Origin of the sequence: Allobosea sp. LjRoot9 (genome assembly GCF_964252745.1) — a bacterium.
Lineage (GTDB): Bacteria > Pseudomonadota > Alphaproteobacteria > Rhizobiales > Beijerinckiaceae > Allobosea.
On the sequence record NZ_CAXUPC020000001.1, the window covers coordinates 978,861 to 995,442 of the forward strand.

Consider the following 16,582-nt stretch of genomic DNA (forward strand, 5'->3'; position numbering starts at 1 on the left):
CCGCCTGAAATCCAGCAGGTGCGGGAGCCCTCTCCTGTAAGGAGAGGGGTTCCCCGCGCCTTCTCCGTCATTCTCAGCCGCCCGAACGCTGAAGATCGTGCCGCCTACCGCGATGAGGGGGCGGTATTTCGAGACGACAGCTCGCCCAGCTTGGCTTCATCCGCTCGAGCCCCGTCCTGATCGCCAGCCGCACGCCTGGCTACGGCGCGGAAGCGATAATTGTCATCCGCATCGGGGGCGAGACGGATGGCTTCATCGAAATCGGCGATGGCTCGAGCGGTGTTGCCCTTGTTGAAATGGGTCAAGCCGCGAACGGTCCAGGCCTTTTCCAATGCGGGCGCCAGGGCGATGGCTCGATCGAGGTCGGGGAGAGCTTTGTCCGGCTCTCCCTGCGACGCCTGAATCGATGCGCGCGTAACAAGGAAATCCGCTTGCGACGGGTCGAGGCGGATGGCCGTATCGAGGTCGCGCAAGGCCCGCCGAAGGTCCCTCATATACAGCAGATGCGCCTTGCCGCGTTTAGCGAAGGCGATGGCGAGGGTCGGCGCAAGGGCGATGGCCCGGTCGTAATCGGCAAGTGCGCGGGCGTAAGCATCGCCCGATCCCGGCGCGAGGAGGTCCCCACGATCGAGAAGGGCGGTTGCGAGCTCGCCGCCCGAGAGGTTTCCGCCGTCGATCAGCCGGTTGCAGGCCGCGAGAGCCCGGTCATGGCGTGCGATCAACTCCCGCGCCTGCGCAATCAGTGTCTGCGCGTCAGCCGATGGCATCGCGAGCGACGGCTCGGAGCCGGAGCGGCAGGTTCGGCGCAACTCCTCGACCGGGGAGGCGGACGGGGTGATGGGGCCGCCATCCGCGACGGCACGCCCCGTCATCATCACGGCCGATGCCAGGCCGAGAGCGGCAAAGGCGGACAGCGACAGGACGGAGCGTGTGAGCATCGTTACTCCAACGGTCGACTCGCCAACGGTCGAGCCGTCAGGCCTGTCGATAAGGCTCCCTCAGGCCGGCATTTGCGGCGTCAGCACTTTTCCTTGCGGGAAATCGAAGATCTTGCCGGTCTCGCTCCATGCGGGCGAAGCGATCTCGACCAGATGCGGCGCCAGCTCCTCCGGCGTCCTGAGCGTCAGCGGATCCTCGCCCGGCATCGCCTCGGCGCGCATTTTTGTCCGCAGCGGGCCCGGATTGACCAGCATCACCTTCAGCGGTGTCGTCACGGTCTCGGCGGCATAGGTGCGCGCCATCGCTTCGACGGCGGCCTTGGAGATCGAATACGGCCCCCAATAGGCCAGGCATTTATGCGCGGCGCCCGAGGACATCAGGATCACGCGGGCGGCGTCCGACGCCTGCAACGCCGGCTCGACCGATTTCAGCAAGCGCCAATTCGCTGTGACATTGGTATCGAACACATTGGCCCATTCCTTCGGCGAGGCATGGGTCAGGGGCGTCAACGGCCCCAGGATGCCGGCATTGGCCAGGAGGATGTCGAGCTTGCCCCAGCGCTGCAGCAGGGCCGGGCCGAGCTTCTCGATCGCGGCGGTATCTGCGAGGTCGAGCGGGACGAGCGTCGTACTGCCGCCCAACGCCATAATCTCGTCGTCCAGCTCTTCGAGAGCCCCGGTGGTGCGGGCAAGCGCGACGACATGCGCGCCAGCCTGGGCGAAGGCGAGCGCCGCCGCCCGGCCGATGCCGCGCGATGCGCCGGTGACGAGCGCGACGCGCCCTTCCAAAGGCTTGGACATGGAATTCCTTGAGCGGGGATCAGCCGGCTTCGGCCAGCAGCGAAATCTGCTGCTTGGCGCTCTCGCCGATCACATCGGTCAGTGAGGTCGGGTAATCGCCGGTGAAGCAATGGTCGGTGAATTGCGGGCGGACGGGGTCGCGTCCGGCATGGCCCATGGCGCGATAGAGCCCGTCGACCGAGAGGAAGGCCAGCGAATCGGCGCCGACGAACTGGCGCATCTCTTCGAGAGAATGTGTTGCGGCGAGCAGTTTTTCGCGGTCGGGCGTGTCGATGCCGTAATAATCGGGATGAGTGATCGGCGGTGAGGAGATGCGGAAATGCACCTCGCGTGCACCGGCCTCGCGCATCATCTTGACGATCTTCAGCGAGGTCGTGCCGCGCACGATCGAATCGTCGACGAGCACGATGCTCTTGCCCTCGACGACGCTGCGATTGGCGGAATGCTTCAGGCGCACGCCGAGTTCGCGGACCTTCTGCGTCGGCTCGATGAAGGTGCGGCCGACATAATGGTTGCGGATGATGCCGAGCTCGAAGGGAATGCCGCTCGCCTGGGCGAAGCCAAGCGCGGCGGGCACGCCGGAATCGGGCACGGGCACGATCACATCGGCATTGGCCGGAGCTTCAGCTGCGAGCTGGGCGCCCATCTGCTTGCGGCGCTCATAGATGCTGCGGCCCTTCACGATGGAGTCAGGCCGGGCAAAATAGATGTACTCGAAGATGCAAGGCCGTTCGGCCATCGGTGGGAACGGCTTGTGGCTCTCGATGCCGCTCTCGGAAATGACGACCACCTCGCCATTCTCGATCTCGCGAACGAATTTCGCGCCGATGATGTCGAGCGCGCAGGTCTCGGAGGTCAGGATCGGGCAGCCATCGAGCTCACCCAGCACCAGCGGGCGGATGCCGAGCGGATCGCGGGCGCCGATCAGCTTCTTGTTGGTCATACCGACGAAGGCATAGGCGCCCTCGATCTGGCGGATGGCCTCGACGAAGCGTTCGATGAAGCGCGGTTTGCGGCTGCGCGCGACGAGTTGGAGCAGTACCTCGGTGTCCGAGGTCGACTGATAGATCGCGCCGTCGCGGACGAGGTTGCGCCGCAGCGTCAGGCCGTTGGTCAGGTTGCCGTTATGCGCGACCGCAAACCCGCCGCCATGGAGCTCGGCGAAGAGCGGCTGGACATTGCGCAGGATGGTCTCGCCGGTGGTCGAATAGCGGACATGGCCGATGGCCTGCTTGCCCTTGAGCTTCTCGATGACGGAGACTTCAGAGAAGGCGTCGCCGACGAGGCCGAGCCTGCGCTCGGAGTGGAAGCGCTTGCCGTCGAAGGTCACGATGCCCGCAGCCTCCTGGCCGCGATGCTGCAAGGCGTGCAGGCCGAGCGCCGTCAGCGCGGCGGCGTCGGCATGTCCGAAGATGCCGAAGACGCCGCACTCCTCCCGCAGCCGATCGGCATTGGGGTCAAAAGCGGCTTCGGCTTCGGTCTGCAGCGTCATCACGGGCTCCAATGCGGCAGGACTGGGAGGTCTCTACGCTCGAATTACGGACGGGGTTGGGCAGGCGTGGTTGCTTTGCCAGCTTCGATCACCCGCTGCAATGCCTGCTTGTCGTTGGCATTGGGCACCTGGGTGCGACGCTGTGGGTCGGCGGTTGGGCTGGCGGGGGCGCGAGGCTCCTCGGCCGGCGCCTCCGTCGGCTCCTCGCCCGTCTTGGGCTTGAGCATCTTCTTGATCATGTCGGAGTTGATGTCTTGCGGCAGCATCGTCAAGAGCGAGCGGCCGGTTTCCTCCAGAATCGGGCGGGCGCGCGCATCCTTGGCCCAGGACGGCAGGTTCTTCTCGGGCAGCAGCGCGCTGAAGAACAGATAGCCGACGACGGCGAGCAACAGGCCGCGACCGGCGCCGAAGACGAAGCCGAGCGTCCGATCGAGCGCGCCGATGCGTGAATCCAGCACGAAGTCCGAAATCCTCGCCGTCACCAGCGAAACCACGATCAAGGTCACCAGGAACAGCGCCGCGATCGAGGCGATCAGGGCGATCGTGTCATTGGGGATATACTGCTTGGCGAGCGGCAGGAGCTGCGGGTGGAAGACCCAGGCCACGGCGGCTGCGGCGACCCAGGAGGCAATCGCCAGCACTTCGCGCGTCAGACCGCGCACGGCGGCCAGCAATGCCGAGATCAAAATCACGCCGATGACGACGAGATCGAGGATGGTGACAGGCATGGACAAGCCGCTTCGCTTAAGAACTCAGGAAGGCCTGCGTGAAATGGGCGGGCCACATCGTTTTTGCTATACGCGCTCGCATGGCCTGCGTCACCATTGCGTCCGAGTCATTTCACATCTCTGCGAGGTGCACGCGCCGCGATATCGGCAACAAGCTCCGTGACATGGCCGAAGCGCCGCAGCATCAGCCCGCCGCCATCGCCCGTATCTGCGCCGCCTGAAGGCATCAGGGCCGATTCGAAGCCAAGCTTGGACGCCTCGCGCAAGCGCGCGGGCGCGACCGATACCGGCCGAATCGCGCCCGACAGCGCGATCTCGCCGAAATAGACCGATTCCGGCGGCAGGATCGCCCCGCTCAGCGATGAGACCAGCGCGGCGGCGACTGCCAGATCGGCGGCGGGCTCGTTGACCCGCAGGCCGCCCGCGACATTCAGATAGACATCGTGCTGGCCAAGCTTGAGCCCGCCATGGGTCTCGAGCACGGCTAGCACCATGGCCAGGCGGCTATTCTCCCAGCCGACGACGGCACGGCGCGGCGTGCCCAGCGAGGTTGGAGCGACCAGGGCCTGGATCTCGACCAGTACGGGCCGCGTGCCCTCGATCCCGGCGAAGACCGCTGCGCCTGGTGCCGCCTGATCCCGGTCCGCGAGGAAAAGCGCCGAGGGGTTGGTCACCTCCGACAGGCCCATTCCGGTCATCTCAAAAACGCCGATTTCGTCGGTGGGGCCGAAACGGTTCTTCTGGGCGCGCAGGATGCGGAAGGCATGCGCGCCTTCGCCCTCGAAGGAGAGCACGGCATCGACCATGTGCTCGACGACGCGGGGGCCGGCGATCTGCCCGTCCTTGGTGACATGGCCGACGAGAATCAGGCAGGCGCCGCTGGTCTTGGCATAGCGGATCAGTGCCTGCGCCGAGCCGCGAACCTGGGTGACGGTGCCCGGCGCGCTCTCGACCTCGCCCGACCACATGGTCTGGATCGAATCGATCACCACCAGGGCAGGGCGGCTGCCCTGGCCCAAGGTCGCGATGATGTCCTCGACATTGGTCTCCGCTGCCAGATCGACTGGGGACTCGGCCAGCCCCATGCGCTCGGCGCGCAAGCGGACCTGGCCGGTCGATTCCTCGCCCGAGACATAGACGACGCGGCGGCCGGAGAGCGCGAGAGCGGCGCAGGCCTGCATCAGCAAGGTCGATTTGCCGATGCCGGGATTGCCGCCGATCAGCAGCACCGAGCCCGGCACGAAGCCGCCGCCGGTGACGCGGTCGAGTTCGCCGATGCCGGCCTTGATGCGCGGCGCGTCCTGCGTGTCGCCCTTCAGGGTCTCCAGGGCGAAGACGCGTCCGCGCGCCTTGCCGTTCGATGAGGTGCGGCCACCGGGAACAGGCGCCGCCTGGGCTTCCTCAGATAGCGAGGACCATGTACCGCAGGCGTCGCATTTGCCTTGCCAGCGATGATAGACCGCCCCGCAAGCCTGGCAGATATAGGTCGGACCGCGCTTGGCCACCCGCTCTAGAGCCCGGTATAGCGGCGCGCATAACGCCGGCCGAGGCTGGTCAGGATCTCGTAGCCGATCGTCTTGGCCCCGGCGCCGACCGTCTCGATATCGAGTGGGCCGCCGATCAGGGTGACGCTCGCGCCGCGAACCGCCGCGTCGGCCGGGGCTTCGGTGACGTCGACGATGATCAGATCCATCGAGACAGAGCCGACGAAGGGACAGATGACGCCGCCGACCAGCGCCGAGCCGCCCGTGACGGCATCGGTCCAGCTCGCATTGCGTGGGTAGCCGTCGGCATAGCCGAGGTAGATGGTGGCGAGCTTGCGCCGGCTCTTGGCCGTCCAGCGACCATTATAGCCGGCCTGCGTACCGGCCTCGACCTCGCGCAGCTGGATGATGCGCGCCTCCAGGCCGATGACGGGCTGCATCGGGTTGGCCTGGCCCGGCGTCGGGTTGCCGCCATAGAGCGCATAGCCTGGCCGGGTGAGCTGATAGGACGGGCAGTCCTTCAGGAAATGGCCGGAGGAATTCTTCAGCGAGGCCGGCGTGTCGGGGAATGCGGCCGCGATCTCGGCGAAGGCTGCGATCTGGCGGGCATTGGCCGGGTCCGCCTCGTCCTCGGAGGAGGCAAAATGGCTCATCACCAGCCCGATCCCGGCTGCGGCGATCACGCCGCTGCGCTCGCGGGCCAGATTGAGCCCCTCGCCGGGCCAGAGCCCGAGCCGGTTCATCGCGGTATCGACATGCAGCGCCGCTGGCCGGACCTGCGCGCCGGTCTGGCGAAAGGAGGCCCATTCCAGCAGTTCCTCATGCGAACCGAGCACGGGCGACAGCCCGTGTTCCGCATAGACGCCGCACGTGTCGGGCAAAAGCCCGTTGAGGATATAGACCGCCGCATCGGGGGCAACGCTGCGCGCCCGGATACCCTCGGAGAGATGCGCGACGAAGAAGCTGCGGCAGCCGGCCCTGGCGAGCGCCGTCACCGCCGGTTCGATGCCGATGCCATAGGCGTTCGCCTTGACCACCGCGCCCGCTTCCGTGCCGGCACGCGCGCCCAGCGCCCGCCAATTGGCGACCAACGCGCCGAGATCGACGGTAAGGATGGCGCCGGCGGTCGCGGCGTCGGTTGAATCGAAGGTGCTCATTCGCGATCCGGGAGTCGGAGGTCGTCAGCGCGGTCGGAGAAGCGCGTCACCTCGGCGTCGAACTGGAGCGCGATCGCCCCGGTGGGGCCGTGGCGCTGCTTGCCGATGATGAGCTCGGCCACACCATGGGCGGCTTCCATCTCGATTTGCCACTTGTTGTGTTCTTCGGTGCCGGGGCGCGGCTCCTTGCCCTTGAGATAATATTCGTCGCGGTAGACGAACATCACGACGTCGGCGTCCTGCTCAATCGAGCCCGATTCACGCAGATCCGAGAGCTGCGGGCGCTTGTCGTCGCGGCTTTCGACCTGACGCGAGAGCTGTGAAAGCGCGATGATCGGAACGGCAAGCTCCTTGGCCAGCGCCTTCAGGCTGGTGGTGATCTCGGTCAATTCCTGCACACGATTCTGGCTGTTCTTGGACGAGCCGGAGAGGAGCTGCAGATAGTCGATGAAGAGGGCGTCGAGCCCCTTCTGACGCTTCAATCGGCGGGCGCGAGCAACGAGCTGGGCGATCGAGATGCCGCCGGTCTGGTCGATATAGAGCGGCAGCTTCTCGATCTGCGCCGCGACATCGGTCAGCCGCGCAAAATCGGCCTCGGTGATGCGGCCCTGCCTGATCTTGTAGGAGGAGATGCCCGACTGCTCGGCGACGATACGCGTCGCGAGCTGGTCGGCCGACATTTCGAGCGAGAAGAAGGCGACGATGGCGCCATCAACGGTCTTGAGCGTACCGTCCGGCTGCCGCTCGCCGCGCCAGGCCTTCGCCATGTTGAAGGCGATGTTGGTTGCAAGCGACGTCTTGCCCATGGCGGGGCGGCCGGCGAGCACGATCAGGTCGGAGGGCTGCAGGCCGCCCATGCGCTGGTCGAGATCGCGCAGGCCCGACGAGATGCCCGAGAGGCCGCCGGCGCGCGCATAGGCGTTGGCCGCCATGTCGATCGCGGTGCGCAGCGCATTGTCGAATTTCTGGAAGCCGCCCTCGTAGCGGCCTTTTTCGGCAAGTTCGTAGAGCTTGCGCTCGGCGTCCTCGATCTGCTCGCGCGGCGCCATCTCGACCGGCGCGTCATAGGCGACATTGACCAGCTCTTCGCCGACGCCGATGAGCTGGCGGCGGATGGCGAGATCGTAGACCGTGCGGCCGTAATCCTGCGCGTTGATGACCGTCGTCGCCTCCGCCGCGAGGCGGGCGAGATATTGCGAGGCGGTGATGCCGCCGAGGTCCATCTCACCGACGAAGGTCTTGAGCGTGATCGGCGTCGCAATCTTGCCGGCGCGGACAAGGCTCGACATCAACTCAAAGACGCGCTGGTGGATCGCCTCGAAGAAATGGTCCGGCAGCAGGAAGTCGGAGACGCGATAGAAGGCGTCGTTATTGACCAGGATCGCGCCCAGCAGCGCCTGCTCCGCCTCGATGTTGTGAGGCTGGACGCGGTACTCGGCCTCGCGGTTTTCGAGGCGGGCGACGAGGGCGGTGGCGGTGGCCATGGGCTGCGGACAGGTTCGGTCAGGGATGAATCGGAACGTAGTTTAGTCTAGCACCCTGACGGTTTGCGCCAGCACCGAATCCGCAATCCACGCACTTCACAGCCCACCAAACGAAAAGGGCGCCATGTTGCCATGGCGCCCTTGACTTGATGCGAAATCGAGAAAGCTCAGCGATCGTCCTCGCCGGCTTCCGCCAGGGCCGCGCCGACCTCGAGGCCGAGATCGTCGAGGTCGAATTCCTCGCGAGCCGTGACGTTCTCGCCGCGCACCTGGCGCTCGGCTTCCTCAGCCGAACGGGCGACGTTGATCGTGACCGTCACCGCGACTTCCGGATGCAGCACGACCGGGACGGTGTGCAGGCCGAGCGTCTTGATCGGGGTGTTCAGCGTCACCTGGCTGCGGGCGACGTGGAAGCCGTCGGCGGTCAGGGACTCGGCGATGTCACGGGTCGAGACCGAGCCGTAGAGCACGCCGGATTCGCCCGACTGGCGCAGGATCACGACCGAGTGGCCGTTCAGCGTCTCGGCGACGGTCTCGGCTTCCGACTTCAGCTCGAGATTGCGGGTCTCGAGCTCGATGCGCTGGGTCTCGAAGCGCTTGCGGTTGTCTTCGGTGGCGCGCAGCGCCTTGCCGCGGGCGAGCAGGTAGTTGCGGCCGAAGCCGTCGCGCACGCGCACGACTTCGCCCATCTGGCCGAGCTTGGCGACGCGTTCGAGCAGGATCACTTCCATGGTCTTAATCTCCGTTTTGAGTGTGGTTGATAGGGTTAGGCGTTAGGTGGTGGAGGCAGCGCAACCCGCTTGCGCAGGCCGAGAAGGGTGTCGAGCAGGCCTGCCAGAGCTAGAAGTGGCGTCAGGACGGCTTGCATGACGATGAGCGCGACATAGACCGAGACGAGCATCGGCGTGCGCCAGGCCTTGCCGCGCGAGGCGTCGTGCAGGAGGGCGAGCCCGCTGAACATGAAGGCGGCAAGCAAGGCCCCGGTCATCGCCGCGCCGGCGACGCCGACGAAGCCGCCGAGCGAGGCCGTCACCACGGCAAGCACCAGCAGCAGCAGCGCCTGGCGCGGCAATGTGGTGGCGGGAATGAACGGCCAGGGCCGCGGCAGCCGGCCGGAAATGCGGACCGCCTTGGCGGCGATCCAGAGATTGGCGGTGATCGTGGTGACGAAGGACGCGCCGATGCCGACCGGAACCGCCGGCGCGAGGCTCTGGGCGAGCTCCGGCAGCCGGACATCGGCGGGCAGCGCGATCAACTTGGCGCGCACCATCTCGGTGAGCAGGTTTTCGATGATGCGGGCGATGACGGAGCGATAGGCGTCGTAATCCGTTGTCATCACCAGCGCGCTGCCGACGGTGACAAGCGCGGCTGTTCCGGCGATCCAGAGCAGCAGCCGGCCGAGCGGATACCACTCGACAGCGCCTGCCTCCTCGCGCGCCAGCAAGGCGAGATAGGCGATCCACCAGGCCGGCACGGCGATGATGACGGCAAAGCCAACCCCGGCGGTGAGGCTGAGCGCCACGGCGACCGCAAGCGTGCCCGCGGTGATGGCCACGAGGCCGGCGCGGTGGTTCCAGCCGAGCGCTGCGATGAAGATCGGGAGGGGGGCGGCGGAATACAGCAATGCCGCCAGCGGCGATCCAGTGATCACCACCGCGAAGAGCAGGGCCGCTACCAGGCCCGCGCCGATGCCGACGATCGGAAGCATGCTTTCGTCCTGCTGTCCCGCTGTTCGCTAGCCTTTCGGCCCGACAGGGTGAGAGGCTTTTCGCCTCAACATACCCGGTGGAGTTTCACCACTGGGCGACCATGGGTTGTCGTTTCGATGAACCGGCGGCGCCGAGGCGCCGCCGGGTAGTCTCAAACCCGCTCAGCGGATGACGTAGGGCAGCAAGCCAAGGAAGCGGGCGCGCTTGATCGCCTGGGCGAGCTCACGCTGCTTCTTGGCGGAGACCGCCGTGATGCGCGACGGCACGATCTTGCCACGCTCGGAGATGTAGCGCGAGAGCAGGCGCACATCCTTGTAGTCGATCTTCGGAGCGCCCTCGCCCGAGAAGGGGCAGGACTTGCGGCGGCGGAAGAAGGGGCGGCGAGCGCCGGCTGATGCAGTCGACATGGCTCAGACCTCCGCGCCGGTGGTTTCGGTGACTTCGTCGTCGCGACGCGGACGGTCGCGGCGCGGGCCACGATCGCGGTCGAAACGGTCGCCGCCGCCACCCGGGCCTCCACGGTCGAAGCGGTCGCCCCGATCGCCACGGTCGTCGCGGTCACGCTTCTGCAGCATGGCCGACTGACCCTCTTCGAGCTCCTCGACGCGAACGGTCAGGAAGCGCAGGACGTCTTCGTTGATGCGCATCTGGCGCTCCATCTCCAGCACGGCGGCGGAGGGGGCGTTGATGTTCAGCAGCGAGTAATGCGCCTTACGGTTCTTCTTGATGCGGTAGCCGAGCGACTTGACGCCCCAGTACTCCACCTTCGGAACCGAGCCGCCATTCGCCTCGATGATGCCCTTGAACTGCTCGACAAGGGTTTCGACCTGCTGCGCGCTGACGTCTTGTCGCGCGAGCAGGACATGCTCGTACAATGCCATTGAGTGGCCTTTCTGTTTCACCCTGCTTCGCCCGGCGCGGAGCCCTCCGAGCCCTGGAACAGGCCCGACAGGATTTCATCGAAGGCGGAGACACGGGATGACGGTCCTGACTAGGAACCTGCGGGCGTAAGCCCGCCATCCGTTCAGCCTCCGGCCGAACAAGCAGAAGCGGGTCGTTACAGGCTGACGGCGCCTCGCGCAACCAAAATCAGTGCAAAGAACCCATATGGACAGCGGAAATGTCGCATGAGTTGCTTGACGGGAGCTCTCCAGCAATGTGACAGCGCCGTCTTGATCACTATGGCGTGACGATCGAGGTTAGCCTGAAATGACCACAGCGTTCATCTTTCCCGGCCAGGGTTCCCAGGTCGTAGGCATGGGCAAGAGCCTGACCGAGGCCTTCCCCCAGGCGAAAGCCGTGTTCGACGAGGTCGATGCGGCGCTCTCGCAGAAGCTCTCCACCCTGATGTGGGAAGGGCCTGCCGAGGAATTGACATTGACCGCCAATGCGCAGCCGGCGCTGATGGCTGTCAGCCTCGCCGTCATTCGCGTGCTCGAGGCCGAGGCGGGGCTCGATCTGAAGCGCGACGCGGCCTTCGTCGCCGGCCACTCGCTCGGCGAATATTCGGCGCTCGCTGCAGCCGGGACTTTCAGCATCACGGACGCGGCGCGCCTGCTGCGGATCCGGGGCGACGCCATGCAGAAGGCCGTGCCGGCGGGGCAGGGCGCCATGGCCGCGCTTTTGGGGGCGGAGCTCGATCTCGCGCGCTCCATAGCCAATGACGCCGCCCAGGGCGAAGTCTGCGAGGCGGCCAATGACAATGGCGGTGGCCAGGTCGTGCTGTCGGGCGCCAAGGCGGCGATCGAGCGCGCCATCGCGCTTTCTGCCGAACGCGGCGTCAAGCGCGCCATGCTGCTGCCGGTTTCTGCGCCCTTCCATTGCGCCCTGATGCAGCCTGCGGCCGAGGCCATGCGTGCCGCGCTGGCGGCTGTCTCGATGCAGGCGCCGGTCGTTCCGGTGATGGCGAATGTCGGCGCCGCGCCGCTGAGCGATCCGGCCGCCATTCGCGCGTCATTGGTGGCGCAGGTCACCGGCACGGTGCGCTGGCGCGAATGCGTGCTGGCGATGGCCGATGCCGGCGTCACCCAATTCGTCGAGGCTGGCAGCGGCAAGGTGCTGGCCGGCCTGATCAAGCGGATTGCGGCGGGAGCCGCCACGATCTCCGTCGGCACGGCCGACGATATCGCAAATTACAAAACCCGGAACGGGTGAAACGGCGGGGCGCCGAACACAGGGAGAGACCATGTTTGATTTGACGGGCAAGAAGGCCCTGGTCACCGGCGCGACCGGCGGCCTGGGTGGCGCGATCGCGCGGCAACTGCACAGCCAGGGCGCGACCGTGGCGCTCTCGGGGACGCGCGTCGAGGCCCTGGAGGCCTTGGCCGCCGAGCTCGGCGAGCGGGCTGTGATCGCGCCCTGCAATCTGTCCGACAAGGAATCGGTCGAGGCGCTGGTGCCGGCGGCGGAAGAGAAGCTCGGTGGGCTCGACATCCTCGTCAACAATGCCGGCGTCACGCGCGACAACCTGTTCCTGCGCCTGAAGGACGAAGATTGGGACAGCGTCATCGCCGTCAATCTGACCGCAGCCTTCAGGCTCTCGCGTGCGGCCGTGAAGACGATGATGCGCCGCCGCTATGGACGTATCATCTCGATCGGCTCCGTCGTCGGGACGACAGGCAATCCCGGGCAAGGCAATTACGCGGCTTCCAAGGCTGGGCTGATCGGCATGTCGAAAGCGCTCGCGGCCGAGGTCGCCAGCCGCAACATCACCGTCAATATCGTCGCGCCGGGGTTCATCGAGTCGCCGATGACGCAGGCGCTAAACGAAAAGCAGCGCGAGGGCATCTTGTCCGACGTGCCGATGGGCCGGCTGGGCTCGGGCGCAGATGTTGCTGCCGCGGTTGCCTATCTCGCCAGCAATGAGGCCGCTTACGTGACGGGGCAGACTCTGCACGTCAACGGTGGAATGACAATGATTTGAATGGCTTGATAAAGCTTTTCAAAAGTTTTCAAAGAGGGTTTTGTACTCTCGCCAGCCTCCGCGGCCTGTGTTACTGAGCGCCGTCGCGCTGCAGCGCAGGTGCCGAGGGGACTTGACGAGGACCCGGTTGTTGCGTTTGTGCAGGCTTCGAGAGTTCCGGCCCGCCGGCACCATTCTGGTGAGGCGGGATACGGGAAGTGCAATTCCCCTATACGCGTCGCGATCCAGCGGTGTGTTTCAAGCTTTAAGGAAGAGACCCATGAGCGATGTCGCCGAGCGCGTGAAGAAGATCGTGGTCGAGCATCTCGGCGTCGAGCCGGAGAAGGTCGTGGACGGCGCGAACTTCATCGAAGACCTGGGCGCTGACAGCCTTGACACCGTCGAGCTCGTGATGGCCTTCGAGGAAGAGTTCGGCGTCGAGATCCCCGACGATGCGGCCGAGACGATCGTGACCGTCGGCGATGCCGTCAAGTTCCTGTCGAAGACCGCCTGAGCAGCCTTCAGGTCGCTCGCCGCCGAAAGTCCCATGGTTTCACGCAGTTTTACGATGCGACGTGTCGTCGTCACCGGCCTCGGCATGGTGACGCCGCTCGGATGTGGCGTCGAGCCGACTTGGGCTCGCATTCTGTCCGGCGCCAGCGGCGCCGGGCCGATCACGAGTTTTGACGCGAGCGATCTGCCTGCGCGGATCGCCTGCAACATTCCGCGTGGCGATGGCACCGACAGCACCTTCAATCCCGACGATTGGATGGAGCCGAAGGAACAGCGCAAGGTCGATGATTTCATCGTCTTTGCGATGGCGGCGGCCAAGCAGGCGCTGACCGATGCGAACTGGGCGCCCGAGAGCTATGAGGACCAGACCGCGACCGGCGTCGCGATCGGTTCCGGCATCGGTGGGCTCGGCGGCATCTATGAGGCTTCCATTCTGCTGAAGGAGCGCGGCCCGCGCCGGCTCTCGCCCTTCTTCATTCCCGGCCGCCTGAGCAATCTGGCGGCGGGCTATGTCTCGATCGAGAACCAGCTCAAGGGCCCCAACCACGCGGTCGTGACGGCATGCTCCACCGGCGCTCATGCGATCGGCGACGCTGCCCGCATGGTCGCGCTCGGCGATGCCGAGGTGATGGTGGCCGGCGGCACGGAATCGGCGATCAACCGGCTCGGCATTGCAGGTTTCTGCGCCTGCCGCGCGTTGTCGACCGGATTCAACGACACGCCCGAGAAGGCTTCGCGTCCTTATGACAAGGACCGGGACGGCTTCGTCATGGGCGAGGGCGCCGGCGTTGTCGTGCTGGAGGAACTCGAACACGCCCTGGCGCGCGGCGCCCGCATCTACGCCGAAATCACCGGCTACGGCATGTCGGGCGACGCCTATCACATCACCTCGCCCTCGGAAGACGGCGACGGCGCTTATCGCTGCATGTCCGCAGCGTTGAATCGGGCGGGGCTGACGGCGTCCGATCTCGATTACGTCAACGCGCACGGCACCTCGACACAGCTCGGCGACGAGATCGAACTGCGCGCGGTCGAGCGGCTTCTGGCCAATGCCTCGCGCAAGCCGGCGATGTCGTCGACCAAATCGGCCACGGGCCACCTGCTCGGCGCCGCCGGAGCGATCGAGGCGATCTTCTCGATCCTGGCGATTCGCGACCAGATCGCACCGCCGACGATCAATCTCGACAACCCCTCTGTCGAGACCGATCTCGATCTCGTGCCTCATGTCGCCAAGAAGCGCCGCATCGACGCTGTGCTGTCGAATTCCTTCGGCTTTGGCGGGACCAACGCCTCTCTGGTGATGCGGCGCTACGTCGACTGAGCTCCATATTTCGGGGGGCAGCGCGCTTTCGCCATAATTTCTGCTAGTCTGCCGGTCGAAACCGCGACAGGCTGGCTTGCTGGTCGTACCCGTCTCGCCGACGGCACGAAGCCTGTATCAATTTGAAGAAATGCGAGCGCCGAACCGTGAACCAGTCGCCCCGCGTCGCCCCCAAGAGCCCCAGCGAGGCACTCAAGCCGGTCGCTCCGCCCGCGCCGCCGCCAAAGGCGCGCCGCCGCCGTCGCAGCCCCTTCATCGCGATGATGAGCGGCCTGTTCACGGCGCTGCTGGTTCTGGCGGGCGTCGTCGGCGCCGGCATTGCCGTGATCGGCAGCCAGAGCAAGGCGCCGGGCCCGCTCGCCAGCGACCGTGTCCTGATCATCCCGAAGGAGAGCGGCCTGACGGAGATCTCCGATCTCCTGCTGCGCGAAGGCTTGATCGAGCACCCCTGGGCCTTCCGCGTCTCGGCGCTGGTGACCGGCAACTGGACCAAGCTGAAGGCGGGCGAATATCTGTTCAAAGCCCGCGCCAGCCAGCAGGAGATTCTCGACATCATCGCCGAGGGCAAGGCCGTCGAGCATTCGATCACAGTGCCGGAGGGGCTGACCAGCGAGCAGATCATCGCGCGGCTGAAGGATAACGACCTTCTGACCGGCGATGTGATCCAGGTGCCGCGTGAAGGCTCGATCCTGCCCGATACCTACAAGTTCCAGCGAGGCTCGACCCGGCAGGCCATCGTCGACCGCATGACGCGCGACCAGCGCATCGCCCTCAACGCGATCTGGACCAAACGCCCCGCCGATCTGCCGATCAAGACGCCGCAGGAGCTGGTGATCCTGGCCTCCATCGTCGAGAAGGAGACCGGCCGGGCCGATGAACGGCCGCGCGTCGCCGGCGTCTTCATCAACCGCCTCAACCGCAAGATGAAGCTCCAGTCCGACCCGACGATCGTTTATGGCATCGTCGGCGGCAAGGGTACGCTCGGCCGCTCGATCCAGCGCAACGAGATCACCCAGGCGACGCCCTACAACACCTATGTCATCGACGGGCTGCCGCCCGGCCCGATCGCCAATCCGGGCCGCGCCGCCATGGAGGCCGTGGTCAATCACTCGCGGACCAAGGAGCTCTATTTTGTCGCCGACGGCAGTGGCGGCCATGCCTTCGCCGAGACGCTGGACCAGCACAACCGCAATGTCGGGCGCTGGCGCCAGCTCGAGGCAGGGCGTCGCGAGCCGGGCAAGCCGCCGTCGGAATCCTCCGTCGACAAGGTCGAGCCGCCGCCGGCGCCCGATACGCGCACCGAGGCGCCCGGACCGCAGCGGGCCAACACCGATACCGATGATGTCGAGACCTTCCCGACCCCGGGGAGCCGCCGTGCGGGGGCTCCCGTGGCTCAGCCGGGCGCCAACGTCCAGGCCGGCGTCACCGGTCGGGCCCGAGCCTTCGACGCCTCGGAAGGGACAGCGCGCGATCCCCTGCTGAACAAGAGCTTCGATCTGAACAGCCCCAAGCAAGTACCGCAACTTAAGCCTTGAAGTTGAGCAAGGCGCGGTTTCTGGAGAGGGGCATGGTAAAGCGTTTTTTCACGAGGGAGTTTGGCAGTTCGCTTTGGGGCAATTGGAGCCTTTCATTTCTGATCGTGTGCGCTGCGATCTTGCTCTCAAAATTCGGGTACAAGAGAGATTTATCACCTGTTGTTGAACAGGTTCCGGTTTCTGATTTTCTTATCAAGAGCGATTTCTATATATATGTCTTGGCGGGCTTTGGAATTATATTCACCTTCTTTGCGGTGGGGATGTCAGAAAATTTTCGAAAATTAAGAGATAGGTTTTTAGTGTGGGCGATAATTTTAATCGATAAATTGTTGTTCTTATTCAATATTTATGGTGTCGTTATTTTAGTTGATTCAATTCATAAGGGACAATATTTTGTAAAAGATATGCTGTTCGTTTTACTTGTATTTATGTCTGTTTTTGTCGTGTTGCGTATCGTAGAAGTTTGGCGGTGGTCGCGTAGCGCTATTGTCGCACCCTCGATTTAGGTTAAGCAGTGC

General features: G+C 65.4%; 17 protein-coding genes. 6 read left to right on the top strand and 11 right to left on the bottom strand.

Annotation, left to right across the window (positions count from 1 at the left end; all coding sequences use genetic code 11):
• Positions 1-104 precede the first annotated feature (104 nt).
• The 11 genes from ACSQ3P_RS04680 to rpsF all read right to left on the bottom strand — a co-directional run bounded on the left by ACSQ3P_RS04680 (position 105) and on the right by rpsF (position 10,674).
• Positions 105-872, bottom strand: coding sequence for a tetratricopeptide repeat protein (locus ACSQ3P_RS04680; RefSeq protein ID WP_436164445.1), 768 nt, complete (start codon positions 870-872; stop codon positions 105-107).
• 126 nt (positions 873-998) lie between these two features.
• Complete coding sequence (locus ACSQ3P_RS04685; RefSeq protein ID WP_436164446.1) at positions 999-1,739, bottom strand: SDR family NAD(P)-dependent oxidoreductase; 741 nt, start codon at positions 1,737-1,739, stop codon at positions 999-1,001.
• A gap of 19 nt (positions 1,740-1,758) precedes the next feature.
• Entirely contained in the window at positions 1,759-3,231 is a 1,473-nt protein-coding gene (purF, locus tag ACSQ3P_RS04690; RefSeq protein ID WP_436164447.1) for an amidophosphoribosyltransferase, read from the bottom strand.
• A gap of 44 nt (positions 3,232-3,275) precedes the next feature.
• Positions 3,276-3,959, bottom strand: coding sequence for a CvpA family protein (locus tag ACSQ3P_RS04695; RefSeq protein WP_436164448.1), 684 nt, complete (start codon positions 3,957-3,959; stop codon positions 3,276-3,278).
• A gap of 107 nt (positions 3,960-4,066) precedes the next feature.
• On the bottom strand, positions 4,067-5,464 hold the full coding sequence (gene radA, locus ACSQ3P_RS04700) for a DNA repair protein RadA (protein WP_436164449.1): 1,398 nt from the start codon (positions 5,462-5,464) through the stop codon (positions 4,067-4,069).
• 5 nt (positions 5,465-5,469) lie between these two features.
• The gene (gene alr / locus ACSQ3P_RS04705) at positions 5,470-6,600 is read right to left on the bottom strand and encodes an alanine racemase (protein ID WP_436164450.1); all 1,131 of its coding nucleotides are present in this window, start codon (positions 6,598-6,600) and stop codon (positions 5,470-5,472) included.
• Positions 6,597-8,084 (bottom strand): replicative DNA helicase, encoded by a 1,488-nt coding sequence (locus ACSQ3P_RS04710; protein ID WP_436164451.1) that lies wholly within the window; start codon positions 8,082-8,084, stop codon positions 6,597-6,599. The genes alr and ACSQ3P_RS04710 overlap by 4 nt, the downstream gene beginning before the upstream one ends.
• Positions 8,085-8,251: 167 nt before the next feature.
• A complete protein-coding gene (gene rplI / locus ACSQ3P_RS04715) occupies positions 8,252-8,815 on the bottom strand; it encodes a 50S ribosomal protein L9 (RefSeq protein WP_436164452.1) in 564 nt (187 codons plus the stop codon).
• A gap of 35 nt (positions 8,816-8,850) precedes the next feature.
• Positions 8,851-9,792 (bottom strand): hypothetical protein, encoded by a 942-nt coding sequence (locus ACSQ3P_RS04720; protein ID WP_436164453.1) that lies wholly within the window; start codon positions 9,790-9,792, stop codon positions 8,851-8,853.
• Between the two features lie 162 nt (positions 9,793-9,954).
• A complete protein-coding gene (gene rpsR / locus ACSQ3P_RS04725) occupies positions 9,955-10,200 on the bottom strand; it encodes a 30S ribosomal protein S18 (protein WP_038367644.1) in 246 nt (81 codons plus the stop codon).
• A 3-nt stretch (positions 10,201-10,203) separates the two neighbouring features.
• Entirely contained in the window at positions 10,204-10,674 is a 471-nt protein-coding gene (gene rpsF, locus ACSQ3P_RS04730; RefSeq protein ID WP_069691695.1) for a 30S ribosomal protein S6, read from the bottom strand.
• Positions 10,675-11,002: 328 nt separating this feature from the next.
• Here rpsF and fabD point away from each other — a divergent pair, with 328 nt between their 5' ends.
• From fabD to ACSQ3P_RS04760, 6 genes are all read left to right on the top strand, one after another.
• A complete protein-coding gene (fabD, locus tag ACSQ3P_RS04735; protein ID WP_436164454.1) occupies positions 11,003-11,947 on the top strand; it encodes an ACP S-malonyltransferase in 945 nt (314 codons plus the stop codon).
• 31 nt (positions 11,948-11,978) lie between these two features.
• The gene (gene fabG, locus ACSQ3P_RS04740; protein ID WP_436164455.1) at positions 11,979-12,716 is read left to right on the top strand and encodes a 3-oxoacyl-[acyl-carrier-protein] reductase; all 738 of its coding nucleotides are present in this window, start codon (positions 11,979-11,981) and stop codon (positions 12,714-12,716) included.
• A 259-nt stretch (positions 12,717-12,975) separates the two neighbouring features.
• A complete protein-coding gene (locus tag ACSQ3P_RS04745; RefSeq protein ID WP_054207921.1) occupies positions 12,976-13,209 on the top strand; it encodes an acyl carrier protein in 234 nt (77 codons plus the stop codon).
• A 54-nt stretch (positions 13,210-13,263) separates the two neighbouring features.
• Positions 13,264-14,529 carry a beta-ketoacyl-ACP synthase II gene (gene fabF / locus ACSQ3P_RS04750; protein ID WP_069691692.1) on the top strand — a complete coding sequence of 422 codons (1,266 nt, stop codon included), beginning with the start codon at positions 13,264-13,266 and terminating at the stop codon, positions 14,527-14,529.
• 146 nt (positions 14,530-14,675) lie between these two features.
• Positions 14,676-16,064 carry an endolytic transglycosylase MltG gene (gene mltG / locus ACSQ3P_RS04755; RefSeq protein ID WP_436164456.1) on the top strand — a complete coding sequence of 463 codons (1,389 nt, stop codon included), beginning with the start codon at positions 14,676-14,678 and terminating at the stop codon, positions 16,062-16,064.
• Positions 16,065-16,096: 32 nt separating this feature from the next.
• A complete protein-coding gene (locus ACSQ3P_RS04760; RefSeq protein WP_436164457.1) occupies positions 16,097-16,570 on the top strand; it encodes a hypothetical protein in 474 nt (157 codons plus the stop codon).
• Positions 16,571-16,582: the final 12 nt, after the last annotated feature.

What these genes read in the sequence shown, in the direction of transcription:
- rplI (WP_436164452.1), bottom strand. Translation starts at nt 8,815, where the DNA reads ATGGAAGTGATCCTGCTCGAACGCGTCGCCAAGCTCGGCCAGATGGGC.
- ACSQ3P_RS04710 (WP_436164451.1), bottom strand. Translation starts at nt 8,084, where the DNA reads ATGGCCACCGCCACCGCCCTCGTCGCCCGCCTCGAAAACCGCGAGGCC.
- fabF (WP_069691692.1), top strand. Translation starts at nt 13,264, where the DNA reads ATGCGACGTGTCGTCGTCACCGGCCTCGGCATGGTGACGCCGCTCGGA.
- ACSQ3P_RS04760 (WP_436164457.1), top strand. Translation starts at nt 16,097, where the DNA reads ATGGTAAAGCGTTTTTTCACGAGGGAGTTTGGCAGTTCGCTTTGGGGC.
- ACSQ3P_RS04685 (WP_436164446.1), bottom strand. Translation starts at nt 1,739, where the DNA reads ATGTCCAAGCCTTTGGAAGGGCGCGTCGCGCTCGTCACCGGCGCATCG.
- fabG (WP_436164455.1), top strand. Translation starts at nt 11,979, where the DNA reads ATGTTTGATTTGACGGGCAAGAAGGCCCTGGTCACCGGCGCGACCGGC.
- rpsR (WP_038367644.1), bottom strand. Translation starts at nt 10,200, where the DNA reads ATGTCGACTGCATCAGCCGGCGCTCGCCGCCCCTTCTTCCGCCGCCGC.
- rpsF (WP_069691695.1), bottom strand. Translation starts at nt 10,674, where the DNA reads ATGGCATTGTACGAGCATGTCCTGCTCGCGCGACAAGACGTCAGCGCG.
- ACSQ3P_RS04680 (WP_436164445.1), bottom strand. Translation starts at nt 872, where the DNA reads ATGACGGGGCGTGCCGTCGCGGATGGCGGCCCCATCACCCCGTCCGCC.
- purF (WP_436164447.1), bottom strand. Translation starts at nt 3,231, where the DNA reads ATGACGCTGCAGACCGAAGCCGAAGCCGCTTTTGACCCCAATGCCGAT.
- fabD (WP_436164454.1), top strand. Translation starts at nt 11,003, where the DNA reads ATGACCACAGCGTTCATCTTTCCCGGCCAGGGTTCCCAGGTCGTAGGC.
- alr (WP_436164450.1), bottom strand. Translation starts at nt 6,600, where the DNA reads ATGAGCACCTTCGATTCAACCGACGCCGCGACCGCCGGCGCCATCCTT.
- ACSQ3P_RS04745 (WP_054207921.1), top strand. Translation starts at nt 12,976, where the DNA reads ATGAGCGATGTCGCCGAGCGCGTGAAGAAGATCGTGGTCGAGCATCTC.
- ACSQ3P_RS04720 (WP_436164453.1), bottom strand. Translation starts at nt 9,792, where the DNA reads ATGCTTCCGATCGTCGGCATCGGCGCGGGCCTGGTAGCGGCCCTGCTC.
- ACSQ3P_RS04695 (WP_436164448.1), bottom strand. Translation starts at nt 3,959, where the DNA reads ATGCCTGTCACCATCCTCGATCTCGTCGTCATCGGCGTGATTTTGATC.